21 protein-coding genes are annotated in these 25,403 nt (G+C 56.9%); 10 read left to right on the forward strand and 11 right to left on the reverse strand.

Annotation, left to right across the window (positions count from 1 at the left end):
- Positions 1 to 39: 39 nt before the first annotated feature.
- From JAO29_RS02790 to JAO29_RS02805, 4 genes are all read left to right on the forward strand, one after another.
- Positions 40 to 327 (forward strand): hypothetical protein, encoded by a 288-nt coding sequence (locus JAO29_RS02790; protein WP_334266654.1) that lies wholly within the window; start codon positions 40 to 42, stop codon positions 325 to 327.
- Positions 296 to 1,756 carry a hypothetical protein gene (locus JAO29_RS02795; RefSeq protein WP_334266655.1) on the forward strand — a complete coding sequence of 487 codons (1,461 nt, stop codon included), beginning with the start codon at positions 296 to 298 and terminating at the stop codon, positions 1,754 to 1,756. Before JAO29_RS02790 ends, JAO29_RS02795 begins: the two co-directional genes overlap by 32 nt.
- 115 nt (positions 1,757 to 1,871) lie before the next feature.
- A complete protein-coding gene (locus JAO29_RS02800; RefSeq protein WP_334266656.1) occupies positions 1,872 to 2,126 on the forward strand; it encodes a hypothetical protein in 255 nt (84 codons plus the stop codon).
- Between the two features lie 1,011 nt (positions 2,127 to 3,137).
- Complete coding sequence (locus tag JAO29_RS02805) at positions 3,138 to 3,650, forward strand: hypothetical protein (RefSeq protein WP_334266657.1); 513 nt, start codon at positions 3,138 to 3,140, stop codon at positions 3,648 to 3,650.
- A gap of 1,158 nt (positions 3,651 to 4,808) precedes the next feature.
- Here the strand turns inward: JAO29_RS02805 and JAO29_RS02810 are convergent.
- Together JAO29_RS02810 and JAO29_RS02815 are read right to left on the reverse strand one after the other, a co-directional pair.
- The gene (locus JAO29_RS02810) at positions 4,809 to 4,997 is read right to left on the reverse strand and encodes a hypothetical protein (protein WP_334266658.1); all 189 of its coding nucleotides are present in this window, start codon (positions 4,995 to 4,997) and stop codon (positions 4,809 to 4,811) included.
- A gap of 42 nt (positions 4,998 to 5,039) precedes the next feature.
- Positions 5,040 to 5,609, reverse strand: a complete 570-nt coding sequence (locus JAO29_RS02815) for a TetR/AcrR family transcriptional regulator (protein WP_334266659.1) — start codon at positions 5,607 to 5,609, stop codon at positions 5,040 to 5,042.
- Positions 5,610 to 5,867: 258 nt separating this feature from the next.
- On the opposite strand from JAO29_RS02815, the gene JAO29_RS23370 reads away from it, so the two are divergent.
- Complete coding sequence (locus tag JAO29_RS23370) at positions 5,868 to 6,227, forward strand: NAD(P)-binding domain-containing protein (protein WP_442886303.1); 360 nt, start codon at positions 5,868 to 5,870, stop codon at positions 6,225 to 6,227.
- A gap of 180 nt (positions 6,228 to 6,407) precedes the next feature.
- Here JAO29_RS23370 and JAO29_RS02825 read toward each other — a convergent pair whose 3' ends face one another.
- Positions 6,408 to 6,578, reverse strand: coding sequence for a hypothetical protein (locus JAO29_RS02825; RefSeq protein ID WP_334266661.1), 171 nt, complete (start codon positions 6,576 to 6,578; stop codon positions 6,408 to 6,410).
- Between the two features lie 399 nt (positions 6,579 to 6,977).
- Positions 6,978 to 7,979: an AraC family transcriptional regulator gene (locus JAO29_RS02830; protein WP_334266662.1), complete on the reverse strand. Its 1,002-nt coding sequence runs from the start codon at positions 7,977 to 7,979 to the stop codon at positions 6,978 to 6,980.
- 118 nt (positions 7,980 to 8,097) lie between these two features.
- On the opposite strand from JAO29_RS02830, the gene JAO29_RS02835 reads away from it, so the two are divergent.
- The 3 genes from JAO29_RS02835 (at position 8,098) to JAO29_RS02845 (ending at position 10,095) form a co-directional block, all read left to right on the forward strand.
- Complete coding sequence (locus JAO29_RS02835) at positions 8,098 to 8,832, forward strand: SDR family NAD(P)-dependent oxidoreductase (RefSeq protein WP_334266663.1); 735 nt, start codon at positions 8,098 to 8,100, stop codon at positions 8,830 to 8,832.
- 151 nt (positions 8,833 to 8,983) lie between these two features.
- The gene (locus JAO29_RS02840) at positions 8,984 to 9,586 is read left to right on the forward strand and encodes an NADPH-dependent F420 reductase (protein WP_334266664.1); all 603 of its coding nucleotides are present in this window, start codon (positions 8,984 to 8,986) and stop codon (positions 9,584 to 9,586) included.
- A gap of 92 nt (positions 9,587 to 9,678) precedes the next feature.
- Positions 9,679 to 10,095 carry a nuclear transport factor 2 family protein gene (locus JAO29_RS02845; RefSeq protein ID WP_334266665.1) on the forward strand — a complete coding sequence of 139 codons (417 nt, stop codon included), beginning with the start codon at positions 9,679 to 9,681 and terminating at the stop codon, positions 10,093 to 10,095.
- Here the strand turns inward: JAO29_RS02845 and JAO29_RS02850 are convergent.
- From JAO29_RS02850 to JAO29_RS02875, 6 genes are all read right to left on the reverse strand, one after another.
- Positions 9,998 to 10,207, reverse strand: coding sequence for a hypothetical protein (locus JAO29_RS02850; protein WP_334266666.1), 210 nt, complete (start codon positions 10,205 to 10,207; stop codon positions 9,998 to 10,000). The genes JAO29_RS02845 and JAO29_RS02850 overlap by 98 nt on opposite strands.
- A 295-nt stretch (positions 10,208 to 10,502) precedes the next feature.
- The gene (locus JAO29_RS02855) at positions 10,503 to 12,707 is read right to left on the reverse strand and encodes a beta-glucosidase (protein ID WP_334266667.1); all 2,205 of its coding nucleotides are present in this window, start codon (positions 12,705 to 12,707) and stop codon (positions 10,503 to 10,505) included.
- Between the two features lie 78 nt (positions 12,708 to 12,785).
- Complete coding sequence (locus JAO29_RS02860; RefSeq protein WP_334266668.1) at positions 12,786 to 14,957, reverse strand: glycoside hydrolase family 3 C-terminal domain-containing protein; 2,172 nt, start codon at positions 14,955 to 14,957, stop codon at positions 12,786 to 12,788.
- A gap of 79 nt (positions 14,958 to 15,036) precedes the next feature.
- The gene (locus JAO29_RS02865; RefSeq protein ID WP_334266669.1) at positions 15,037 to 18,642 is read right to left on the reverse strand and encodes a carboxypeptidase regulatory-like domain-containing protein; all 3,606 of its coding nucleotides are present in this window, start codon (positions 18,640 to 18,642) and stop codon (positions 15,037 to 15,039) included.
- A 135-nt stretch (positions 18,643 to 18,777) separates the two neighbouring features.
- The gene (locus tag JAO29_RS02870) at positions 18,778 to 20,316 is read right to left on the reverse strand and encodes a TIM-barrel domain-containing protein (RefSeq protein WP_334266670.1); all 1,539 of its coding nucleotides are present in this window, start codon (positions 20,314 to 20,316) and stop codon (positions 18,778 to 18,780) included.
- A 14-nt stretch (positions 20,317 to 20,330) separates the two neighbouring features.
- Positions 20,331 to 21,041, reverse strand: coding sequence for a hypothetical protein (locus JAO29_RS02875; RefSeq protein ID WP_334266671.1), 711 nt, complete (start codon positions 21,039 to 21,041; stop codon positions 20,331 to 20,333).
- A 328-nt stretch (positions 21,042 to 21,369) separates the two neighbouring features.
- Here JAO29_RS02875 and JAO29_RS02880 point away from each other — a divergent pair, with 328 nt between their 5' ends.
- Both JAO29_RS02880 and JAO29_RS02885 read left to right on the forward strand, forming a co-directional pair.
- A complete protein-coding gene (locus JAO29_RS02880) occupies positions 21,370 to 22,746 on the forward strand; it encodes a hypothetical protein (protein ID WP_334266672.1) in 1,377 nt (458 codons plus the stop codon).
- 67 nt (positions 22,747 to 22,813) lie between these two features.
- Positions 22,814 to 23,860 (forward strand): WD40/YVTN/BNR-like repeat-containing protein, encoded by a 1,047-nt coding sequence (locus tag JAO29_RS02885; RefSeq protein WP_334266673.1) that lies wholly within the window; start codon positions 22,814 to 22,816, stop codon positions 23,858 to 23,860.
- A gap of 1,231 nt (positions 23,861 to 25,091) precedes the next feature.
- On the opposite strand, the gene JAO29_RS02890 is transcribed toward JAO29_RS02885, so the two are convergent.
- Complete coding sequence (locus JAO29_RS02890) at positions 25,092 to 25,223, reverse strand: hypothetical protein (RefSeq protein WP_334266674.1); 132 nt, start codon at positions 25,221 to 25,223, stop codon at positions 25,092 to 25,094.
- Positions 25,224 to 25,403 lie beyond the last annotated feature (180 nt).

Here is a 25,403-nt window from a genome sequence, read left to right on the forward strand (position 1 = left end):
CACAATCTTATGGACCACCCGTCCTGCCAAAGTCGCCTTATGGGAAGGAATGGCTCCTATCTGGAGCCTTCTGCCCGTGCGCAACGAGCGCGCACGGTAGGAGACCGGGTCGAGCTCTCCTTCAATGGCATGGAGATGGGAATCTTCTCCGGCACGATGCGTTACACCTTCTACCCGGGAAGCGCACTCTTCCAGCAAACCGCCGTCCTTGAAACAAACGAGCCGAACGTCGCCTACACCTACGACGCCGGTCTCCAGATGGCCTCCGAAAGCGATCGAAGGGCCTGGCATCAACATGGCGTCAACCATCGTCTACTACGATGCTGACAGCAAGCTGCGGTCCATCACCTCTCCCTATGGTTCCGAGAGGCACACACTCCAGGTGCACTACCGTGCGGTCGCCGCCAAAATGGGAGCCGGTAGTATTGTCGCTCTTCCCGCTCCTCATCGCTATCTCTTTGCACGCGACTACAGCACCAACATGGGCTATGCGTGGTACAGCTCATGGCGGGGGAAAGTCGGCCTCGGAATCCAGCAGCCCCTCGATGACAACACCGCCATCTATCCCTGGATGAATGCTCCTCCCGGCACAAAGCAGGAGATGGGGATCTTCTTCCTTCTCGGCGACGGAACCGCGGAACAGACCCTGGACAAGGCATTGACCTACACGCACCGGGATACCTTTCCTCACCTGAATGGTTACATCACCTTCGCTCCGCACTGGCACTTTGCCTTTACCGAGCAGGCAGTGGCGAACGGCCCGAAGTGGGTTCCACCGTTCCGGACGGAGCTGGAACGCATCGGGCGTGGACTCGGCGATGATCATGGATTTCCACATCGACGGACCCCCGCGGATCACACCGATCTGCGCCTGCGGGAACTCGACGCCTACTACAAGTCATGCCGGCAGCAATCCAACGGCAACTTCTTGCTTATCCCCGCGGAAGAAGCCGACGTGTATCTCGGAGGGCACTGGTCCCTCACCTTTCCTAAGCCGGTTTATTGGATGATGGACAGAAAGCTCAACGAATCCTTCTCCACGCCGGATCCAAAATACGGCACCGTCTACCGCGTCCATACTCCCGAGGAGATGTGGAAGCTGGTTCAGACGGAGCATGGCTATGCCTACCAGACCCACCCCCGCACCAAGGGGTCCACTGGATATCCCGACAAGATTCTTGATACGGCATACTTTCGCGACCCACGATACTTTGCGACAGGCTGGAAGGCGATGCCCTCTGACCTCTCTTCCCCGCGACTGGGTGAGCGAGCCTTTAAGACCATCGATGACGTAAACAATCTTGGGCTTCACAAAGTTATGCTTGGAGCGGTGGATATGTTCCAGATCTCAAACACCGACGAGCTCTATGCCCACATGAACGTGAACTACGTTCGACTCAACCGCCTTCCCGATTTCGATCACTACCAGACGCTCCTCGACGCGGTCGCGCATGGAGAGAATTTCATCTCCACCGGCGAGGTCCTCATGCCTCGCTCGACGATCCACGGTGCCGGCGCGGATTCCATCAAGGTAGAGGCCGAAACTTCTTTCACCTTTCCTTTGCGAGTCGCCGAGATCGTGTGGGGCGACGGCAAAGCCACGCATACAGAACAGTTCGATCTGAACGACACCCACGAGTTCGAGAAACATACTTTCAACCAGACCATAAAAGCTCCGAACTGGAAATGGGCGCGTGTCGCCATATGGGATATAGCCGGAGGCGGAGCATTTTCGAATCCCACTTGGCGAAACTGATGCGTCCGCTGCCCAGCATTAAAACCTTGGGTCGGATCGCGAACAGCAGATGTCGTGGTTGGCCGATCAATGAAGTATGGTTTGGGAGAATCTATACCGCGATATCAACAGGCACATGGATCCAGTTCACGGACGTACAGTGAACAGCAACATCGCTGAGTACCATGTGCTGGTAAATCGGGACATAGGGCAGATCGATGTCACGGTGCTCGACATTCCAGATAGCAAGTTCAATCCTCTTGGCGCTCGGGGCATCGGCGAGATCGGTATCACCGGCGCAGCAGCCGCGGTCGCCAATGCCATTACAACGCCACGGGCAAACGCATCCGGCAATACCCGATCACGCCGGAAGATCAAGTTTTCCGCGTAACTTTCACAATGGAGTCAGGAAGTATCCGGAATCCTAGCACGAACTATTCAAGTTCAAGACCTGCATAAGGTGACCACAAGGCGACCGGCTTGTGCGTTGTCGAATCGACGTACTCGATAGAGCTTACTGACTCATCTCCCTTACCATTCGTTAGAACGCAGCGCATGAGTCTGTTCACGGTTTCCTTTTCCTTCAAGGTGGATTTGAGGAAAGAGCCGTCGACTATAACTGTCCCGAAATTCTCGTCGACGCTGTAGGTCTCCCATATCCCATCTTTCTGTCGGATCTCCAGCAGTGCAGTGTGGCATGTATCCGCCCTCGAATCGGTCGGGCTCGGCGCTGGAAGGCTCCGTTGGGAAACGGCGGAGGCGGAACGGATGCGAAACGCAAATACGATAAGGATGAAGAGACCAAGGAGAAGGGCTGCTCGAGTGAGCTTCACGGCAAGAACCTCAGAGATGCGATCCCGAGATTATGAGCGATCCAGTGCGAATGTGGAATGACGCGAAAGGGGGAGGAGTATCCCGTGGGCTTAGGCCTGTCATGGGTAACCGGCAGGCGTGAAGGTGTGCGGCAGAAGGATACCGGCTGGAGGTGCGCATCGCGTTCCATGGTAAGTGAGAGAACCGGACCCTCAATGCCAGCACGATATCAGCAGTGGACGAGCCTACAGAGGAACATCTGGTTCACAGTCGAAACAAACGCCCGATCAGGCTACATCCCTCGAGAACACAGGGCGCATCGTTACAGCGCCCCAAGTTGCAGCCAATTTGCTTTGTGCAACCTGAGCATATCCCGTTACCGTTCCATCAATGGAATGCAATCCCTAGAGGCTGATGTTGTATCAGCGTGGAAACCCGGGCTCAAGAACATCGAGATCGGCTTACTACCGGCCAATCCTTAGAGCATTGCCAAACGCCATGTACGCAAGATCCTGCTCTCCGATACTGTCGGCTTCATCCGCGATCTTCCTCATACTTTAGGCACGAGTTTTGAGCCATCCTCGAAGACGTGGAGCGCGCCGAGATCCTTTTCCACGTCCAGGATGCCGCCAGCCCTATACGCGAGGAGCAGAAAACTCAAGTAGAAAGAGTCTTAGCTGAGCTTGCAGTCTCGACCAAGCGGGTCATACAAGTGTTGAACAAGATTGATCTCGTTCCGCCGCCGGAGCTCCCCCACCTCTCCAACGATCGCGATGCGATTCCCGTCTGGTCGCTACAACGCACTGGCCTTGAACAGCTCCTGATCGCCATGGATGCAGCGCTTGTGGTAGATCCAATCGTTGAATCCAAGTTTCGGATTCCACAATCCCAAGGCTCCATCCTCGCAGCGCTTGCATCCTCCTCGCTGTCTCGCGCGGCAATGTCGCCAGTGTCCTCAAAGGATGCGGCCAGCGCCTACAAAGTGGACACCGACGCAATCGCCGCCAAGGTGCGGCAGGATTTCACTGCCAGAGAGGAGGCGACGAAGGGCACACCAGCAAAAAGCCAGAGCCGTGAAGAAAATAGCCTAATCTTTAGATGAAGGGCAGCGCTTCGGCGCCCTCATTTATTACTTCCTAAAATTGTGCCGGAAGAACCGTCTCGGCTACCGCTTCCGCTCGCCGGCTGCGCACTAGAAATCAGGATTCTTTTTGGCACGGCTAGAAGGCCGTCAAGATGGCGAAAAGAGCAAAGAAACCCAAGAGCGTCCTCATGCTTTCGGACCTCGATGATTTAAAATCAGCGGTTCTCAACAGCCTTCCATCGTTGAACTCCAGGGGTCGTATGATCATGCCATCCGTGAGCTGCCGGGCCTATGCAGGAGGAGCTGCCGAGCGTAGGAGGATCTGCGGGAGGTCGTCAACAAACTCCGTTCGGAGATCGGAGACGTTGCGTGGGAATCACCCTACGAGGAATAAAGTCATCCACATCGATAAGATCTGCAGTCTAAGCCAATTTTGCAATCAGTGATCATCTGGTCGAAGTTGCTGATTTCGCAGTGAAACTAATATCGCGTCGAAGTAGATGCGAAAGCCTCGGTTCGTATCAGCAAGTCCTTGCCAAGCGAACTCGATGTTTTGTCCGAGGTCTTCGACGGCAGTTCCTATGTTGTCCATGCGTACATCTCGGTCGTCCCATTAGTAGCGAGCAGTAAAGACGAAGCAATCTACAGTTACAGACCGGTCTTCGGTGGACACCTTGAGCTTTGGCTTTCTGTTCATCTTAGAGCGTCGTGGTTAGATGGATGTTGATCATTCTCGCCATCCTAGATTGCCCGCCTCCTCGGCGTTAACATAGAGGGGGTAGAGAAAGCCGTCCGGACCTTCTATATGGTTCAGAACATCACGGACATCGGAGCCATGAGGAAGCAGAGCGTTCATGGTTTCAATGAGTTCGTATTCGTCCTCAAAGGTATATTTTTTAGTTTTGACATGAGTGGTGCTGCGGACGGTCCAGAGGCGAATGCTAGCTATATAGCGGCAGGTGAGACTATCTTGGTCGTGCATGCAGCACAGATGAACCAGGTAGCGTCGCTTGGGAGGCTCAGAATTGAGTTTCTCTTTCGATCGGCTCATAAATAGACCGCAGTGCGGCGTCCCGGGTGGCGGGCTATAGTCGGTGTAGCTCCTATCCGCCTGGTCCTTACGTATTCTGTTTCTGTTCGCATCATAGGTGTAGTACGCAGCGGGATTCGATTTGCTTATAGGGTTGAATCGAAAGAGGCGGCTGGAGCCGTCGAGACACTTGCGGCATTCCTCAGGCGTGCCGATGAAGGCACCCTCTCCCGGCTGTTGCCCTCCGCGTCACCAAGGTCGATGCCGATCGTCAGCTCTACCTTGGAATACTTAGGGGGTACTTCCGCGATGAGGTGTTGCGTGGGCTTCTTCATGTGAACAGTCTGCTCCTCCTTCGGAGGACCTGCTCATCCCATTTACCGGAACTGGTCGTTGCTAGGCTCGATTGTGAGGATGGCGCTCGCGATGATGTGAAAGAGATATTCGGCCCGCGGCGCTATTGAAGGTTGGTCGACGGCCCAGCCGAGCGCAGCCATCAGAGCGAACAGATCGTCTCCATTCATATCGGCGCGCGCCGTTCCTTCGGCCTGAGCACGGAGCAGTAGTCGCGCGCTTGCTGAGTGCACCGCTGCGCACGAAGCATAAAGAGCGGAGTCGGGGTTCGTGTGGGCAGCCGCCATCAGGGCAACAACCCCTCTGTAGCTTTGGGCAAAGCCAACCCACTCGCGAAACCAGGACACGAGCGCCTCGTCAGGTGAAGTCGCTGTTTCGAGTTCGTCTGCCTTCTGGGTTAATGCGTCCAGATTCGTGCAAAGCAACGCTTCGTATAGCGCCTCTCGCGTCGGGAAGTGACGAAGCAGCGTGGCTAACCCGACGCCAGCCCGGCGGGCGATATCGCGCATGGACGCATTGACACCGTGCTCGGTGACGACGTCGCGCGCCACTGCAAGTAGGTGACTGTAATTCTTTCTGGCATCAGCTCGCATAAAGTTCCATTGACAAATGGATCAGTGATCCACATACTGGGTTAGCGATTCGGATCAATGGTCCAGATCCTATTTGCATAATACAGCGCACTTGCCCCATTCAGAGCGGAAGCATCACCCAAGTCACAAGGAGACTGCACATGAGCATTATCAGCATCATCGGCACAGGTAGCATGGCCGCAGCGATTGGCGGCCTCGCCGCCAGGGCGGGACACACCGTCGAAGTGATGAGTCGCGATACCGCAAAAGGCGCGGGCGCTGGCCGAGCAGGTCGGCGCTGGCGCGACGACAGGAACGTTCGGCGCCGCCCCGGCCGGGGACATTGTCATTCTGGCGGTTCCTTACTCCGCCGTTCTCGAGGTGGTGAAGCTGTACGGCGAACAGCTGGCAGGCAAGCTCCTCGTCGACATCACTAACCCCGTTGACGCCGTCGGACTCCGCCGCCGCCTTGAGCCCATCCAGGTCGGAAAGCTCCGCTGCGGCCACGGCGTCGCTTCCCGTCGGCGGGATCATCCCCGACCTCATTGCTACTGGCCACGAGGTCACCGGCTTAGCCAGGTCGGACGCGTCCGCAGCGGCGGTATCCGCCCTCGGCGTCAAGGTGCGTCGCGGGGATAGCTCCAAGTCATGCTTGCGTACGGCGAAGCACTGGCCGGAACCGGAAAACCGCTGGTCGTGTCAGGGAGCATTGGCTCGCCCGGGTGGGAAAACCTGGGCGGCCAGCCACGGAGGCGGACCCGGCTCTTCCCGGCGGCGATGCGTACAAGCGTACCCTGCGGGTTCGTAACGTCGTGGAACTCACCGTGGTCGGTCTCGCGGACCGGGGCGTGCGGTCTTCAATCGTGCGGATTCCTCCTCGCGCACAGCACGACCGATGTTGGTTTCCTCCCGCTGCTGATCGGGCTCGCGAAGCAGAAGGGCGTCGTCGGCTACCCCGGAGACGACGCGAACCTGTGGCCGGCCGTGCACGGCCGCGACCTCGCCTCCTTGTTCTGCCTGGCGCTGGAGAAGGGTCCGGCTGGCAAAAATTGGCACGGGATTGAGGGCGAAGGCATTCCGTTCCGCGAGATCGCCGAGGTCATTGGCAGCCGTCTGGGCCTTCCGCCAGCGAGCATTCCCCCGGACGTACTGATGCTGCCGGGATTCTTTGGGTTCCTCGCAAATTTGGTCACGCTGGACCTCCCGGCTTCCAACCTCATGACCCGCCAGACCCTCGGCTGGGAACCCGCTCAGCCCAACCTGCTCGCCGATTTGGACACAGTCATTACTTCCCGACCAGTTGATGAACTGACGGCAGGAAGCCGAGTCGCAACGAGCCCAGCGGACAGCAGTGCCTGCCCAGATGCTCGAAAGCGCTCGGCCTGCCGTTCATTGGCGTGGCCCTTCCGCGAGTCCGGCATTACCCCGGCCTGCAAAACCACGTTTGATGTATTCACCAGTGTTGGCCCCGACTACCCGCTTGAACGCTTTACTGAACGCAGCGTCGGACTCGTAACCGACCAATCGAGCGACATCTATGAGCTTTTTGTCACGCTGTTGGAGTAACTGTATCGCCTTCTGCATCCGCCACCCAGTGACATATTCCAGCGGTGTTTGTCCGAGTAGCTCCTTAAAACGGGCTGCGAATGCGGAGCGAGACATGCCCGCCGCTTCGGCAAGGGATTCGACCGTCCAGGGTGCATTCACTCTGTCGTGAATGGCACCCACAGCAGTGCCTATTTGCGGATCGAAGATAGCACGCAGCCATCCTTTGTTGCGTTCCTGTCCTGATGCGATATGCGCCCGGAGTACCTGGATAAACAGGATCTCGGCTAGCCGATTTGCCACGACTCCAGATCCCGGCGCCTGTTCTGCCATCTCTGATGCTAGCGCCTGGATCGTGTTGTGAAGAGCAAGCGTGCGTGCCTGATCGGCGTTAATCAGAATGAAGCTCGGCAATAACTGAGTGATCGGCTTCAGGCTGGCGCGATCGAAACTGAAGGACCCACAGACGATTGTCGTCGGCGCGCCACCCCCTCCATGGTGGGCGACATTCCCGTTGGCCTTAGCGGCGATTTCGCGGAAGGTTGACCTAGGACGTGTTCGCGGATTGTCGCGCATGACGATCGAAGTGTCGCGCGCCAGTAAGAAGCAGTCGCCGCCGGTGAGGGGAATCGGGTCCGGAATGCTTTCCACACTCAGCCAGCAGTTGCCGCGCGAAAGCATCGCGAAGTGCGCCAAATCTGTGGGGGAAACCCTTTTGCCGGAGGGTGTGACTTTTTGTTCGGTCTGTTTCTCCTGTATCAAACCCCACGGCGCTGTGGCCTCGAGCCTGTGCTGACCGAAAGCGGTTACATGCATCGTTCTGAAGATGTCGGTTATCGCATCCAATGTGGCCTCTTAGTGTGGACGAATAGACAAAACATTAGGACTCCTGAGCAGTTCTCGTCTACTGCCAAAGAACTCTACTCCAGTAGTGGATGCTAGACATCCACCGAAGGGAGCAATTATGGGAAAGCTTGAAGGTAAGGTTGCAGTCATCACGGGTGGATCGAGCGGCATGGCGCTGGCAAGCGCCAAGCGCTTCGTTGAAGAAGGCGCTTACGTTTTCATCACGGGCCGTAGGCAGGAGCAGCTCGATGAGGCCGTCAAGTTGATTGGCCGGAACGTGACCGGCGTGCGCGGTGACGCGGCCAATCTCGACGACCTCGATCGCCTGTTCGATACGGTCAAACGGGAAAAGGGCAAGATGGACGTCCTGTTCGCGAGCGCTGGCACGGGCGAGGCCGTACCACTGGGCGAGATTACCGAGCAGCACTTCGATGCGGCCTTCAACCTGAATGTGCGCGGCACGCTGTTCACGGTTCAGAAGGCGTTGCCGCTGTTCAACGATGGCGGATCGATCATCATGACGGGGTCCAATGCTTCGGCGAAAGGCTTTCCCGGTTTCAGCGTGTATGCAGCGAGCAAGTTGGCGTTGCGCTCCTTCGCACGCACGTGGCTCAATGAACTGAAGGGCAGAAAGATCCGGGTGAACTTGCTAGTCCCGGGAGCAATCGCCACACCGATGCAGGAAGAAGTTCTCACCAAGGAGGCGAAGCAGTATTTCGAATCCCTGATTCCGCGGGGAAAGATGGGTCAACCTGAGGAAGTCGCGTCGGTCGCACTGTTTCTTGCTTCAGACGATTCGAGCTTCGTGAACGGGCTGGAGTTGTTCGTCGACGGCGGCATGACGGCGATCTAACGCCTGCAGACCTCTGGTAGCGGCTGACCTTCCGGCGGCCCGCAGAGTGACTTACCGCGAGACGTTTACGGAAGGTCGCCACAGAACGGAATTGGATATCCCGCGCCGTCAAAGGCTGGGAATCAATATCAACACGGATTGGAGAAACATCATGAGCTATGCAATCTTAGGATTCGGAAGGATAGGTCAGGCCCTCGCCCACGCCTTCGCCCGTAAAAACATCAACGTGACAGTCGCCAGCCGCCGGTCACCCGAGGCGTTGGCACCGGAGGCTAGGGCGATTGGACCAACGGTCGTCGCCAAGTCGCTGCGGGATGCACTCGAGGCCGACACAATCATCTTGGCGGTCCCGTTCAGGGAACATCGCGAGGTTGTGAAGGCGCTACCGAGCTGGGAAGGCAAGACAGTCATCGACGCGACGAACGCGTTTGGAGTTCTCCCTGAAGAGATGGACGATCTCCTGTCCTCCGCCTTCGTTGCGAATTCCTTCACTGGCGCTAAGGTCGTTAAAGGTTTTAACCACCTGGTTGCGGCCACCCTGGCTACCGATCCGATCGTCGAGGGCGGCCACCGCGTCGTCTTTCTGTCGAGCGATGACGAGGACGCGATCGCTCCCGTGGCGGATTTGGCCAAAGAACTCGGGTTCGCGCCCGTCAAGCTGGGAAAGTTCAACGAGGGCGGCGCCCTGGTGCACGCACGCGGCCGCACTTGGGGTCAGCTCATCTTCCAGGATTTGTTCAAGAAGCAGCAGTAATCGATCTGCGACCATGTGATTTGGCCCGAGAAGGATGGTTCCGAAACGTCCGATTAGATCGGACGCACTTGATGTAGGGAGGCGAGATTTCGATGAGCATCGAAGAAAATGTTCAGATTGTGAAGGATTTCTTTGCAGCCATGGGCAGCGGCGCCAAGCAACGTCTGCTGCCGTTGGTCGCCGAAGATATTGAGTGGATCATTCCTGGCGAGGACTGGCCGCTGGCCGGCACGTACCGCGGGCACGCGGGATTGGCGGATGTGCTTCAGAAGGCGTCCGAAGAGGTGGAAATGACATACCCAAAGCCCCTCGAATTCGTGGCGCAGGGAGACCGAGTTCTGGTCGTCGGCGTCGCTACGGGAAAAATCAAAGCCACGAATAGGACGTTCAAGGACGACTGGGTCTTCGCCATCACCGTTCGAAATGGCAAGGTGACGAAGATCCGGGAGTATATCGACACCCAAGCCCTGGCGCGGGCCTCCGAGACGGCCGCGAGTCCCAGGCTTTAGCCATCCGAAATTGGTGGATCTCAGTGAGTGTATTTTCGGTCCTGCAGTGATATTCGTATTGCGGGCTGCCTTTGTACATATTGCGTGCGTACCAATCGCCCTGCTCGGGCACACATTGGGCGCTCCAATGGGCCCATATGCCGAACTTCGCATCCCGAAAACCACTCAGGCATACGCCATTGCTTCAACGACTCCCACGTCGGGCTGTATTTACCGTTCATTATCTGGTTGCCAGTGGAGGTTCCAGTCTGCGCGCGGAGAAGTGTGGCGAGGGGCGACGTCGTGGCAGCCGCGGCAAGACACCCTGCTTTACCATCGATCGCCGGGACAGATAACCTGAACTTATTGATATCTCCTTCGAGAGGTGCTGTGCACGTTGAACGGGGTGAAGACTATGATCGCGAGCCTCATTGCATCATTAGATGCCCGCTCAAAGCGATGTCTGCGGAGGATCGTCCTACCTTTACCCTGTAGTCACCGTGTATCCAGTTCCATCTTTCCGCAGGCTCATCCCATGAGGCAAGAGCAAGAGGCTCAAGCTGTACTGTGACTTGCTGCGAAGCGCCCGGTGCGAGTGTGACCCTTCCCCAACCGGAAAGCCGCATGAACTTTTCTCCTGAGGAGGGAGGCAGTTGCACATAAGCTTGCGCGACCTCGGTGCCGGACCGCTGTCCATCGTTTCGCACGCGGAAATGAACCTGCTTCTTGTCGCTGTCAATCTGAAGATCGTCATATGTGAAGTGTGTATAACTGAGCCCAAAGCCAAACGGGAAAAGGGGTTGCTTGTGCTCGGATTGAAACCATTTATAGCCGAAGCGAACACCCTCGGTGTAGTCGGCTGGGAAGCTAGCGGTTTTCTCTTCCGATACCCAATGCTCGGGCAGACCGCCGTTTGCGGGGGTGTTGTAGGTCATGCCAAAAATCCGGGGATGCGGTAGATCTTTTTCGCTGCGCGGGAAAGTGATTGGCAATTTGCCAGATGGATTCACGGTGCCAAAAAGCACGTTGGCGATGGCCTGTCCGCCGCCGATGCCCGGATACCAAGCCTCCAGCACGCCTTGCACGTCGTCAAGCCAAGGCATTGAGACGGGATTGCCCGTCTCCAAGACAACAAATGTGTGCGGGTTTGCCTTCGCGACAGCCGCGATCAAAGCGTTCTGATTCCCCGGTAGCGCGAGAGTCGGTGCGTCGCCGCCTTCGCTCATATATTGATCGGCGAAGACAAGCACAATATCCGCGCCCCTGGCCGCCTGTACCGCTGCGGCCAGATCTGTGCCTGCATCGAAGCTTACTTGGGCGTTTGGTGCATGCTGTCGAATGCAGCGTAGAGGGGAGGACGGGAAGTAGACAGCCTCGCCCCACTTCGTGGGCTTGTCGGGTGAGATTGCATTGCCACCCGGCGCGTCGACTTGCGCGGAGCCGCCCCCCGAGAGTACGCCGACATCAGCGTGTGCGCCGATTACCACGATGCGGTGCAAGCTGTCTGCAAGCAGTGGTAGAGCGCCGCGGTCGTTCTTGAGTAGAACAATGCTCTCTTCCTCGATATGCTGTGCATCATCCCTTCCGCGGAAGGGATCGACGACCTGTCGCGGCGAGGATGGATGGTCAATGACGCCAGCCGCAAACATCGATCGCAACAACCGGTGCACCATGTCATCCAGCCGCGCCTGAGGCACCTTGCCCCTATGCACGGCGTCTTCAAGCGGGGTACCGAAGAACTGCGCTCCGGGCATCTCCATGTCGAGACCAGCGAGTGCCGCCTTCGTAGTGGAGTGTGTAGCTTCCCAGTCAGAGACGACGAAGCCGGAAAACTTCCACTCGCCCTTGAGCACATCGTTCAGCAGCCATTTGTTTTCGCAGGACCAATCTCCCTCGACCTTGTTGTAAGAGCACATGACGCTTGAAGGTTGCCCAATGCGTATACCTAATTCGAAGGCGAGGAGATCACTTTCATGCGCCGCCTGTTTGGATATGTGCACGTCAACGACTGTGCGACCCGTCTCCTGATCGTTGAACGCATAATGCTTGATGTCGGCCATGATTTTATTTGCCTGTATACCCTGGATGACGTGACCGACGGTGACACCCGCGAGCAAGGGGTCTTCACCGGGGTATTCAAAGAGACGGCCATTGCGTGGATCGCGAGCCAGATTAACGCCCCCGCCGATTGACTGGTTGTAGCCCTGCGCACGAAGTTCGCGGCCGATGACATCTCCATAGAGGTGCGCCGCCTTGACATCCCAACTCGCCGCAGCGCCGAGCACACTTGGCAGCAGGGTGGCATACCGGCTCTGTGCGGCTGCCATTCTGACGCCGACAGCCGAGTCAGCTTGTTGCAGCGAAGGGATACCGAGACGTCGGATGCCCTGCACTTCACCGGCACCTCCATTGTTATCAGGAGGAACTGGGTCGCCGGGCCTCAGGGGTCCCCATCCTATTCCGTGCACCAGCTGAATCTTCTCCGACAGTGTGAGCTGGCGGACGACTAGATCGGCTCTTTGATCCGGAGATAGCTGGGGACTCATCCAGGGCCGTGGTGCAGGTTTCTCTTGCGCCGCGATGGAGACGACGCTGCTGATTATGATCATTGTGAGGAAAAAGCGAGACCTCAAAACTACCCTCCGGTTTCCGACTCCGTTTGCTGCTAAGTACCCATGCGAAGATGCAGGTACTTTCCATCGCCAAGGGCCTTACTGCTCCGAGACGGTCGCATCTGCCTTTAAGGGTAACGAGTCGCTGGAGCCACCTACCCGTACCTGGATGCGGTCCGCCTCCACTGTAAACCGACGCGCAGCCGTGTTCCAGTAGGCGAGGCTCTGTATGGGCACCTGAAGTTCGATAGCACGGGTTTCGCCCGCTGCGAGATGAACGCGTCGAAATGCCTTCAGTTCCTGTCGGGGACGCTCGACCTTCGAGTTCAGATGCGCGATGTAGAGCTGAACCACCTCATCCCCTTCGCGTAATCCGGTGTTTTTTACGTCGACCGTCGCAATGAGTTTTCCGTTTGCGGAGACTTCCGTTCCGGAAAGACGCAAATTCTTGTAGCTGAAGCTCGTGTAGCTGAGTCCAAAGCCAAAAGCATAGAGTGGACGCGAGTCGAGATACATATACATGCGGCCGTGGCGAATGTTGTAATCCATCATGGGGGGTAGCTGATTCATGTTGCGTACCCAGGTCTGCCCAAGACGGCCGGCTGGATTGTAATCACCAAAGAGAACATCCGCGAGTCCATTGCCCTGCTCTTGACTGTTGTGAGCCATCTCCAAGATGGCTGGTGCGTGCTCTTGTGTCCACGTGGTGGTGTACGGAAAGCTGACTTGCAGGACCGCCACTGTGTGCGGATTAACCGCGAGCACAGCTTTGACAAGGGACTCCTGCTCCAAGGTGAGCGTCTTGCGATCAACAGCCTCTTTACCATCGGAAGGCGTTGGGCAGATCATCCATCCTGCACCGCAGGTGGGGTTGTTACCAACGATGACGATTGCAATATCAGCCCGCGCCGCGATGGTCGCTGCTGCTTTCTCGTCTTTGCCGTCGGAGTACATGACGTGGACGCTGGCGCCAGCTCGTGCACGGATGCCGGCGAGGGGAGTCACGACATAAGGCGGCGTGCCACTGTACCAGTCAAGCTCCACCTTATCGGCTAGTGGCCCGATGACTGCCAAACTTTCTAACTTACCGGCATCGAGTGGTAGCATGCCGCCATCGTTTTTCAATAGCACGATGCTCTCGTCAGTCACTTTGCGCACGAGTGCCTTATTCTCCGTCCAGGTCCATGGATCGCCTTTGGCCACGTCATCGATGCCAATGCGCGCCATGGGGTTCTGCGAGGGGATGTCCATCAAGCCCAGGCGCAGCATGATGCGATAGGGCCCGCGCAGAACGTCGTCGATGTCGTGTTCAGTGAGAATGCCTTGTTTCAGTGCGTCGCGCACAGGTTGCTGGTAGTCATCGAGGAATTCGGAGACAGAGTTCTTGATGGTCGCAGCAGCAGCTTGGGGTAAAGTGGCAAAGGCGCGATGAAATTTCACCAGGTTTGTCATAGCGCCGCCATCTGTGCAGAGGATACCGTCGAATCCCCATTGCTTACGTACTACCTCGCGCAGCACGGGATTCACGGTCATGGGCGTACCGTTCCACGCGTTGTAGCTGGCCATCATACCACCGGCGTGACCCTCTTCAATCGCCATGCGAAATGGTACCGAGTAATACTCGTGGAAGAGCCTCTCGTCGAAATCCGAAGATGATCCGTCGCGCCCGTTCTCATTGCTATTTGCAAGGAAGTGTTTTAGCAGCGAAACGGACATCCAGTAGTGAGGATCATCACCCTGAAGCCCTCGCGTGACCGCCGTTGCCATAGTGCCCACCAGAAAAGGATCTTCTCCGAAGCTCTCCTCAGTGCGTCCCCAGCGCGGATCGCGGCTCAGGTCTGCATTGGGAGAACGGATGATGAGACCGAGCCGGTGGTAGCGTGAATAGGTGTAGCGCGCCTCATAGGCTTCCACGCGGGCCATCTGCCGAATCAGATCAGGATCCCAGGTTTGGCCCAAGCCGTGGGATTGCGGAAAGGTCGTCGTCGGAATGATAGGCTGATTCTTGCCTTCCCAATGCCCAGGACCGCCCTCTGCAAGACCGTGGAGGCCTTCAGATTGGCTAGCTCCCATAAAGCCGATTGCAGGTGCCGTGGAGTTGGAGTTTAGGACACTGATTTTGTCGTCAAGCGACATACGGCTAAGCAGGTCTGTGATCCGATTCTCGGGGGGTACACGGGGGTCCTGCCACGGCAGCCGAGGGCTTGTTTGGGCCAGCGCAGTCGATGTAAAGAGAACGGAAATAGCCGCGAATATGAATATCTTATGCACGAAGGGCCTTTGCCGCTGAATTAACGATGAGCGTGTGCAGGCCCCTTATGAGAGCCTGCATGCCGGTTAGGAGCGAAGGTTAGAAGACGTACTTTATGGCCAGCAGAAGCGTGCGCTGGGTGAACTTTGTGTCAGTGACGCCACGACCCACAGGTGATTTGGCGGGAGTGAATGTGCGGTTGTCGGTGGTGTTGAAGACGGGTTGCACCAGGCTGCCGCTGCTATAACCCGGCAATGGATGATTGAGGAAGTTGAGAGCTTGTCCACGCACCTCGATGTTTTGGCTGTCATGAACGTGGAACGTCTTATAAAGGCCAAGGTCTGAGTCGAAGTAGGATGCAAGCGAAAGGTAAGGCAGTTGACGGAGACCCGTCTGCCCGACCTGCGGCGCCGTGATGCAGCTCAGGTTGATATGTTGATATGTAGCCAGATTCGAGTTCGGGTTGCAGGTCGTGATAGGAAGAATCGTCTGCGCAGGTGTCCCATAGTATGTGTTCGAAGTGATCTGGCGGCCTGTCGCAGTGTTGTTGATTGTCAGGCCGAGATTCTGGCTGACATTGGCCTGCATGTTACCGCCCGCCTGCCACTGCGTGATGCCGGACAGCGTCCACCCGTTCACAACACCGCCGAGCAGCGCATTACGTACCGGACGTCCCAGGTCGAAGGCATACGACGTGTTGACGACATGCGGGCGATCGATCGAGAGTACGCCGTAGTTATTGCGGATGTTGAAAGCGTCCAGTGTCGAGGACAGAATGCCCAGGGACTTGCTGTACGTGTAGTTGACCATGAAAGTAATGCGGCCACGCTGCTTGGCCACGCTTACCTGCGCACCGTTGTAGTTGGAGTATCCACCATGCGAGAGCACGGAGAGTGAGCTGGTTCCGTAGCCCTTGTAGTAGGGATAGTAATCGACGATATTAGGAACGCTCTCGGGATCGGCTGGAGCAGCCGCACCGGTGACCGGATCGCGCTGGAACAAGCCACCAAGCGGGATTTTATTCTGGTTGATTAGCTGTGCTCCGCCAATGCCCACGGCGTCGCTTTGTCCCCCGAGCAAGATGTTCTGAGTGTTATTGCCTACATAGGCGACTTCAAGCAGCATGTTATCGGGCAGCTGCTGTGAAATCGTGAGGTTGTATGCATAGCTATTCCCCAGCTTGTCGTCACCCGGATCGAGGGCGGTGACGCTGGACGCCAGCGAACCTAAATTAGCTGCGTTGGAAGACAGTGCACTGATTTGTGCGAACGTAATGGCATTACCCGAATTCGTGTTGAAGGTACGGGTGCCTTGTGCGGTGGTCAAAGCGCCCGAAGCGCCGTTGATGACATCGTTCCAGCGATAACTTGCCCATCCGCCGCGGACGACCGTTTTGCCGTTTCCATGGACATCATAGGCAAGGCCCAGACGGGGTTCAAGCAGAAGAGTTTGTACGGGAGCACCACCGTTCGGCAGTGTCCCATCAAGGGCCTTCCAGTAGACGCCGGGATAGGCTTTGTTAGCCGCAAGATCGGTGGCATAACGATTGGCTTCCCAGACGGCAACGCCGATGCCCGAGCTGTCCTGCCAACGGCCGATATGCTCGACTCGGAGTCCCAGATTCAGGGTGAGATGCGATGTCGCTTTCCAGTTGTCAAGAAAATAGCCCGCAGCGGTGTGATAAAAGAGATCCTGCGTGGGGTTGACGTTCGCCTGTGTGAATCCGCTAGAGATTCCCATCAGGTAGTTCGCCAATGGGTTGTTGGTACCAATCTGCTTACCTGTGATCTGATCGGGCAAAGGAGTGCCACCGAAGCTGAAGGAGCCATTCGGATATCCGTATGTTCCTTGAGCATTCCCCGACCTATTGAAATAGCCGCCGACCTTGAATGTATGCGTACGATAAACCGCTGTGAAGTCGTCGGAGATCGTCAGCGAGGTCTTATTGGATGGAAAGCTGCCGCTCTGCGCAAACAGATCCGGTTGCGAGATGTCCGGCAGCGTCCGAGCGCCAGCCGAATTGATGGACGGCACGATCGTCGACGCCGAATTGTAAATAGTGTTGTAGGTGTAACCAACGGTGGATTTTTGGATTGCAGCCAGATTCTGAGCCGTGTATGGATTTGATGTCCAACCGCGCGCGACCCGGATCTCGTTTGTTGTGGAAGCGTTGAAGACGTGAATGAAGTTGCCAGCGAGGACGTTTGCGACCTGCGTGCTGATTAAGGGGCCACCCGGGTAGAGCACAGCATTTGCTGGGGTGTAGTAGATGTGAACCGGGTTCGTCTCGGAGTCTGCGCCATGCTGATAGCTAACGAACACCTTGTTCGTGCTGTTGGGGTTATAGTCGACTCGGCCACGGTAGACATACCCGTTGTGGACGTTGCTGGGCTGGAAGTAGTAGTTGTAACCGCTCGCGTTGCCGGAGGGATTCGTGTTGGCCGCCGGGAAGAGCTTAAGCAACGCGAGGGCATTGGAGTCTAGGTATTGGGTGGGAACCTGCGTTCCAGAGAGCGGAGTACCGTCCGGGGCAAAGCCTCCTGTCAAGGGTTTGCAGAAATCATTGGATCCTGTACTGTGGGCGCATAGCGCGGCGTTCTCTGGATCTATCAGGCTAAAGTTGCCATTACGCATCGCCGTGCTCGGAACAAACGAGGTCACGGGCTGCGCGGAAGGCAGAGTTTGGCGAAAGTCTTCGAAGCCAGCCCAAAAGAGCAGTTGATGGTTCTTACCAATGTTGGTGTGCGGAATCTGGATCGGGCCACCAATGCTGATGCCGGGATAGTTATAGCTCGCGTAAGGCTTTGACTGGTTGTTCTGGTTATTCTGGTAAGTGTTCGCGTTCAGCGCAGAATTACGGACGTAGTAATAGACCTGTCCATGATAGTTAGCCCCACCGGCGCGGCTGGTCACGTTGATGACAACTGGCCCCTGGGGTGCGTCGGCTCCAAAGTTGGAGCTCTGAACCTTGACCTCTTGGGTCATGTCCGGATTGACTGTGGCGATCGACCAGCAGGAGCAACCCGGATCGATGATGTTGGCACCATCAAGCAGGTACGCGGTGCCGCCGCGATAGGGTGCGCCGTTCGTGTTCAGGCCGACGCCAACTGTCGAACCGGTGCTGCCCGTGTCGGTAAAGTCGAAGCTTGTACCGTTCCCGGCGCCGTTCGCTGTGGTAGTGACACCCGGGAGCACTTTCAGCAGTTCGCTGGCATTGCGGCTAACCAGCGGCAGGCGCTCGATGTCCTTTGTCGTAAGCAGCGAGGAGCGCTCCCCGGAGTCTTGCGGCGCAAGTGCATCGGCGTAGGTCGAAACGGTCACTTGTTCGCTTGCAGTTCCAGTTTCGAGCTTGAGGTTTGGAACCGATCGGTAGTCGCCTCCGTTGACGGCGATGCTTGGCGCTTCGAAGCGCCGGAATCCTTTCGCGCTGATGTCCACCTTATAGGTGCCGGGAACAATGCCCGCAAAGGTAAAGTATCCGGCCTGGTTGCTCTGGAGTGTACGGGTTTCCGTCGTTTCGGTGTTCGTCAAGGTCACCTGTGCGCCGGGAACGACGGCTCCTGTAGCATCTTCCACCGTACCGGAGATGCTCGCAGTGGTCTGAGCGCAGAGGCGACCTGAAGTTCCCAGGGCAGCAAGTGCCATGATGACGGCAGCTGCAAGGATGCGGCTACGGTGGAAAGATGGTTGATAAGTTTGTGTCATGTGGTCCTCACAACAATTGGGTGGATCGTGATGGTGATAGGTGGCCTTCGGTCGGCGAAGGAGTTGCTGTGAAAAAGAGGCGAGCTTATCCTGCGCGTGTTGGCGAAGCACGTTTCTCGTAGCGGAAGCGGGGACTCATCGGCGCACAACCTCCACGACTGAAGAGTCGGGGGCCGTCCATGCAGATGCCCCGGTGTGCGTCAGTTTCTTCTCAGCATCGTTCCAGCGAATTTCGGTGGTCTGAAAGGTCCCCTGTTCATATGCGTATGTGCGTCCGTCGTCGCTATACAACATGAAGTTGCCATCCGCGCCGGGATAGACGCGTAGCTTCTCGATCACCTGCTTCTGATTCGTGCTCTCGATAGGCGCACCCATGGGCACGATCGAGCCTGCACGCACGAACAGCGGAATCGTATCGATCGGTGCCAGCGCCGTGATGCTCTGGCCGCCATGCAGACGTTCGTTCGTCCAGAAGTTGTACCAGTCCGCGCCGGCAGGCAGGTACACGCTCCGCGTAGTCATGCCCTGTTCGACCATGGGGGCGACCAGAAACGCCGGGCCGAACATATACTCGTTACGGATATTTACAGCTTTGGGGTCGTTGCCGAAGTCCATGAAGAGCCCGCGCATGAATGGCGCGCCGCTCTGATGCGCCTGCCATCCCAGAGAATAGATGTAAGGCATTAATTGATAGCGCAGGCGGAGGTACTTCTCGAGAATAGGCTGCGCCTGTTTTCCGTAACTCCACACCTCGTTGTGTGGTCGTGTGCCGTGCGTGCGGAAATTAGGTTGAAAGGCTCCGTACTCGAACCAGCGCGTGTAAAGTTCAGGGTAGTCATCGTAGCCGCCAACCACATCTCGGGCGTCGCTTGGGTCGAGCAATGGGGGATGCTCAGGTTTGTGCCTCGCCGGTAACCCTTGCCATCCGCCAATGTCAGTGGACCAGTAGGGCATGCCAGAAGCGACGAAGTTGATGCCGGTAGGCACCTGCCGTTTCAGCACATCCCATGTGGGCGAGATATCCGAACTCCAGAAGATGGCGCCGTTATGCTGTGCGCCGAGGTAGCTATCACGCGCCAGAACCAGCGCACGCTCCTTAATATCCTGCCGCATCCCCTTATAGAAGGCGGCCGTATGAAACAGGGGATAAACATTGAAGTACTCAGTGCCAGGGCCGATCTTGAAGTAGCTACCGTTTGGCGGTAGATCGGGCTCAGTTTCATCGGCCCAGAACGCGTCGAAACCCTTTGTAACGTAGTTCTCCTTGACGATGTTCCAGTACCACATCGCCGCGTCGGGATTGGTCGTGTCGATGTCGCTCCCGGCACGGTCGTATGGCAATCCGTTGGTCGGCGTGCCATCGGCAAGGTGTTCGAACCAGCCATGGGCCTGGATGGTGTTGAAGAAACGGCTTCCCGGCACGAAGCGTGGCCACACGCTGATCATGACGTGATAGTTCATTGCATGGAGCTCGCGAAGCATGCCCACCGGGTCGGGCCAGGCCGTGGGGTCCATGTCCATCTGGCCCATCTTCGTGTAAGTGAACCAATCTATGACGAGATCATCGATAGGCAGGTGCCGATCGCGATATCCCTTCGCCACCTCCATCAAGTCTTCCTGCGAGCTATATCGCTGCTTGCTTTGGATGAAGCCGTAAGCGCTTTTTGGCAGCATCGGCGTGTCGCCAGTCAGCAGACGGTAACCGCGATAAAAATCATCGTAGCTCTTACCCGTGATGACGAAGAAACTGACACGCGGCCGACCTCGCTCTGGAAGGTGTTCTGGCCGTTGAAGCCGAGGCTCACTGTGGTCCGTGAAGGGTTGTCCCACAGCAGCGCATACCCCTGATTCGTCACCATGAACGGTACGCAAACGCTTTGGCCTCCTGGCGCGTTGTAGTCGTGTGCACAGCGCAGCACATGGCCTCGTCGATCGAGGTAGCCTTCCTGGTTTTGTCCCAGACCGTAATCATGCTCATCTGGGGCGGCGGAAAACGTAGCTCCCACGGTGAAGAACGGGGGGTCCGCCGGCCGGCGGTCGTTGTTCAGCCATGCAGTTCCATCTTTGTAGTTTGGAACCGCCATCTGCCAACCCTGCAGGTCCAGCAGATGCGTGCCATCACCTTTGGCAATGTGGATGCCGACCCCGGGCGTGGACCCGCTGAAGAAGCGACCGATTTCTCCGCCATCATGGTGACCCGAACCGCTCGCTCTCGGCGAGGAGGTGACACTGACCTGCAGGTCAATGGAACGGAGTGTGTCGGCGTTCTCTGTACGTGAGCTCTTCCACCCCTCCATTGAAGATCGGGCTGTGATGCCATACCCGGGAGCGGCGACCGCGTCGTCATGGCGCAGACTCAGGCTGACCCGGACAATATTGGGAGCGTAGGGCTCTATCATGACGGTCGCGTCTCCGCGGGTGAGCACTTGCTGGGTCGAGAGGGAGTGAAGAGACGTGGCCACGCAGAGGCAGAAGACAGGCAACAATCGACGGGTAGAACAAGTGAAAGCCAACTGGCAGTTCCTTTCTGTGAAGTACCGATTCTGTGCCCGAGTGTGTCTGTGACACGTAAAGTGCACGGATGTGGGGTGGCTTCTGACCCCAACGACTAAACGCCTGCAAAACTAAAGTCGACAAGGTTCACTACAGCTCTCTGACAGGTATTCCGATCTAAGTTATTCATTCTTTGGATTGACCAGTAGAGTAGTAGGGGGGTAACATACCTGCGTGCTGCGAACGCGGACCAATCTTCACGATGTCATCGATGACCAGCATTCCTTGAATGTTGAGCAGCAGCAGGAGGTGTGGAGAGCTCTGGAAGAGTTACTGTTAAGCCAGCCGCTCCGGTCCACAACACAGTGTCAACAGCTTCTGCGCTATATCGTTGAGCACACTCTGGCGGGCGAACTGGGACTGCTGCGCGAACGCGTCATCGGCAAAGAGGTTTTCGGACGCAGGCCAGACTATGAGCCTGGCGACGATCCAGTGGTTCGAATCCGTGCTGCGGATTTGCGGAAGAGATTAGCGCTCTACTATCAAGCCCTTCCCGGTCCTCCATGTGTGAAGATTGATGTTCCGTCAGGCTCGTATCGAGCCACCTTTCTCTGGTCTAGCGAAGTAGTTGCACCGCCTCCGCTGGAGCAAGATGCATCTCTGTCACTACTCGCCTCTAGTCCGTCGGCTGAGAGCAGTCCCTTGAGATCGTCGAGTCCCATCCCGAGCCTCGAGGATGCCCCGGTCGAAAGCGTGGCTGATCAATTGCGCAGATCATCTCGTCTGTCCAGACCGCTCATACTTCTTTTGGCGCCGATTTTATTGATCGTCGGGCTCGCGGGAATTTGGTATACCCGCCGTACGAGCGATCCAGTTCGACAGTTCTGGGCACCTATGCTGGCCGATCCCAGGCCAGTCCTGATCTCCATAGGTAGCAATGCTGTATATCGAATGGGTGAGCGCGAGATCGATGAGTACCTAAGCAAGACGGAAGCCGAACAGCAGTCTTCAGAGGGCATGGAATTCTTTCCTCCCCTTAAGCCTGAACAGAGCTTCGCTTCTACGGGGCTCTACCCTGCGCCAGACAGCTTTGTCGCGCTGGCGGATGTTGCAGCTACGACAGAGATAGCGCGTATGCTGACGCGCTACGGCAAGGATTTCGATGAGCGCTTTCCGAACGACATCTCCTTCAGCGAGATGCGGGAGCATTCAGCCGTCTTGATCGGCGGCGCGAATAATCCCATCACGAGGGACATGACCAAGAACCTGCCCTTTGTTCGCCGTGGACGGAACTGGATCAAGGACCGTGATCATCCCGATAAGGGATGGGAACTGCATGCTTCCGATGACCTTCACGATACCGACGATTACGCGATCATCACCCGCCTGATTGCCAAGAATGACGCCGCACCAATGGTAAGTGTGGCAGGACTCGGAGGCCACGGGACGCTTGCTGCTGCGGAGTTTCTGTGCAGACCGGACTATGTCAAATCGCTTCGGGCGCAGCTTGGACCGGACTGGCTGAACCGGAACTTTCAAGTCGTTCTTCACATCAAGATCATTGACTTCAAGCCGTCCTCTATGGAGATTGTAGCGACTCGGCAATGGTGAGGCATGCAAGCCGAATACGCGCAACATTTACATTGAAGACCGGGTTGACGGGCACCGAGGTTGTACGATGATCAGATTGCTGATCGGACTTACCGGCGGAGTCTATAGATTCGATTCGGATGCAGGCAGCGGTCCAGTGCCGGTGCTTCCCGGCCTTCAGCCGATGGCGTTCGCCATAGATCCCAAAGAGGCCGCGCGAGTATATTGCGCCACCTACAACCGGGGGCTTTGGCGCAGTACGGATGCGGGTGAAACATGGCTGCCTATCGGAACTCCACAGGGCTTCTTCGAAGGGCCGACCGCCGGAGCGATTGAACAGCGCGAGACGACTTTCGTTTCGGTCGATCCCGTTCCTCAGGTATCTGGCCGGCATGCTGTGTGGGTCGGCACGGAGCCGAGCCGCTTATACCGTTCAACCGATGATGGGGAGACGTTCGAACTCGTGTCCGTTCTCGATCTGCCTTCCCGCGTCAGCTGGTCCTTTCCTCCACGACCGCGGACTCACCACGTCCAGTGCATCGCCCACACCAGCGACGGTGGCATGCACCTGGCCATCGAGGCCGGCGCCATGATTCGCTCCCACGATAATGGGAATACTTTCAAGGATCGGTTGCCCAATAGTCCCATCGATACACACGTGCTGCTCACCCATCCCCTTGCTCCGCGGAGGCTCTACGCGGCCCTCGGCGATGCAGTACTCAAGCCGGGAAGGTCCTTCGCCGAAAGCCCAGACGGCGGAGAGACCTGGGTCTACTCCGGCAAGGGTCTGGAAGCAGCGCCCTATCTCTATGGCCTTGCCATTCATCCTGGCAATCCCGAGGAAATTTGGGTCGCCGCCTCGCGGAGCCCTCGGAACGCGCATGCGAAGGGAGGATCTTCGATCTTCCGTCGCGAAGCGGATGCCTGGGTAGAGGATGCAAAGGGATTCCCTCGCGACCGAAGTCTGATTCCGGTGCTCGCCACTCATGCTGACCAGCCGGGACGTTGGTTCGCCCTCTCGAATCTAGGCGTCTTCTCGAAAGAACCCACAGCCAAAGCTTGGGCTTGTTTGACTGCGCCCGAAGACTGGCATGGCGCGCACCCGACGGCTCTGGCGGTACTCAATCTCTATTGAACAATCAGAGCGATCCTCAGGAACGAAGCCCCGCACAAGGTCTGGACTATCGCAAAAATATGGATCAGTCCTGACAAGTCGGCTTTTCGTCAGTGATCCTGTCCCGCTAAACAACGATCGCTGAGTTTCGTAACAGGCTCGTTCCTCCTCCTGCACCTTCCCAGTTGAAGAAGCGTCTTCGGGCGATAGTGTCTCCCGCTCTTTATGAATCTAAGTTTGTAAAGCGAAGTCCACGATCTGCGAGGACAAGGAACCTGTCGGATTTGCCGTTGTGATGTTGGTCTTTGGCATCTAAATATGGAACGACAAATGCCTAGGCTTTATTGGGGTACGTTTAGATCGCGACGTTCGCGTTCCGCTATGTCCGAGGCTGGGAGAAACACGCGGGTCATCGTTCGCCTGACCAGTGCGCGAAGCTCCCGGTCACTTGTGCGATTGCATCGCTACGAAGGTGCAGCTGGCGCCCGCGGTCATGCTGCCTGCAATGCTCATGCGTACTGGCTTACACGCTGGTCTACGACCAAGCCTTGATGGATAGCGCTCGGCGCTCCATGGAATACGAGCGGTTCCAGAAGGCAGTAAGGGCGATGAAGGCGGCAGTTGAAACCCAAAGCCAATTGATCCCTGCGAATAGCGAGACTCAGCTCGTGTGGATAAATTGTCATAGCCACTTCAGGATGGACAAGCACTAACAATAAAGGTGCAAATCAGCACGAACAACAGGAAAGTTAAGGGGCAGAACAATGAATAGACTTTCCGTTAAGATTGCACTCGTGACAGGGGCATCCAAGAGATGGGAGCATTCCAGCTTCCACTGCCTGAGCTCGCCAGCAAGTCCATCGGGCAGATGATTTCGTTCCTCACTCTCGATATTACCCATGAGAAAAGATGCCCCCGCTTCAGCAAAGGCGATCTCCTCATCGATCCCTATCTAAAAGAGTACCGTTGGCACAACCAGGAAATCCCCTTTAAAACGTTATGATGACCGCCATTCCCAGGCATTCATGCGAAGCCTAAACAATTTTACTCGGCGCTCGCGGTAACTTCCCGTGCGTCGATCTCTCGCTACTGGGTAGCCACCGATCCGAATACCACTGCAGGATAACGATCAGAGTGGCTGGGAGAAATCGGTGCTTAAGGTGTGATGAAGATGCAATTTCGAGTTTGGGAAACGGCAATTCTTGGAGCGGTCTTGGTGGCCGCCTGTACGAGCTTCCCACGAGTTCAACAATTACAGCTCCCGTGCAACCTGAACAGAGGCCCTCGACAGCGCCGCCGCCGGAGTTCCGGGGAGAACACGGGAGCCGGGCCCGGTTCGTTCCACGACCATCATCACGATGCAGAGCCGATCATGATTAGCCAAGCCAGTACTTCAGGTTATCCATCCAGAGAGATTGCTTTTATGCGACGCCTGGGCTCGACCGCAAACGGCAATTTTCGGCTTTGACAACAGTTTTCCTCTCTCTCGATACGGATGACTTCTGGCGAAACTTTGGCATTAGGCAAATGCGTCGTGCGCTTTTGTGAAGAGCCCCGAGAGCAG

Origin of the sequence: Edaphobacter sp. HDX4 (assembly GCF_036877565.1) — a bacterium.
Lineage (GTDB): Bacteria > Acidobacteriota > Terriglobia > Terriglobales > Acidobacteriaceae > Edaphobacter.

Bases quoted from the DNA above. Each gene is read 5' to 3' on its own strand.
- JAO29_RS02875 (WP_334266671.1), bottom strand. From the start codon at position 21,041: ATGATAGAGCCCTACGCTCCCAATATTGTCCGGGTCAGCCTGAGTCTG.
- JAO29_RS02810 (WP_334266658.1), bottom strand. From the start codon at position 4,997: ATGAAGAAGCCCACGCAACACCTCATCGCGGAAGTACCCCCTAAGTAT.
- JAO29_RS02835 (WP_334266663.1), top strand. From the start codon at position 8,098: ATGGGAAAGCTTGAAGGTAAGGTTGCAGTCATCACGGGTGGATCGAGC.
- JAO29_RS02885 (WP_334266673.1), top strand. From the start codon at position 22,814: ATGATCAGATTGCTGATCGGACTTACCGGCGGAGTCTATAGATTCGAT.
- JAO29_RS02795 (WP_334266655.1), top strand. From the start codon at position 296: ATGGCGTCAACCATCGTCTACTACGATGCTGACAGCAAGCTGCGGTCC.
- JAO29_RS02845 (WP_334266665.1), top strand. From the start codon at position 9,679: ATGAGCATCGAAGAAAATGTTCAGATTGTGAAGGATTTCTTTGCAGCC.
- JAO29_RS02865 (WP_334266669.1), bottom strand. From the start codon at position 18,642: ATGACACAAACTTATCAACCATCTTTCCACCGTAGCCGCATCCTTGCA.
- JAO29_RS02870 (WP_334266670.1), bottom strand. From the start codon at position 20,316: ATGCTGCCAAAAAGCGCTTACGGCTTCATCCAAAGCAAGCAGCGATAT.
- JAO29_RS02790 (WP_334266654.1), top strand. From the start codon at position 40: ATGGGAAGGAATGGCTCCTATCTGGAGCCTTCTGCCCGTGCGCAACGA.
- JAO29_RS02815 (WP_334266659.1), bottom strand. From the start codon at position 5,609: ATGCGAGCTGATGCCAGAAAGAATTACAGTCACCTACTTGCAGTGGCG.
- JAO29_RS02800 (WP_334266656.1), top strand. From the start codon at position 1,872: ATGGATCCAGTTCACGGACGTACAGTGAACAGCAACATCGCTGAGTAC.
- JAO29_RS02840 (WP_334266664.1), top strand. From the start codon at position 8,984: ATGAGCTATGCAATCTTAGGATTCGGAAGGATAGGTCAGGCCCTCGCC.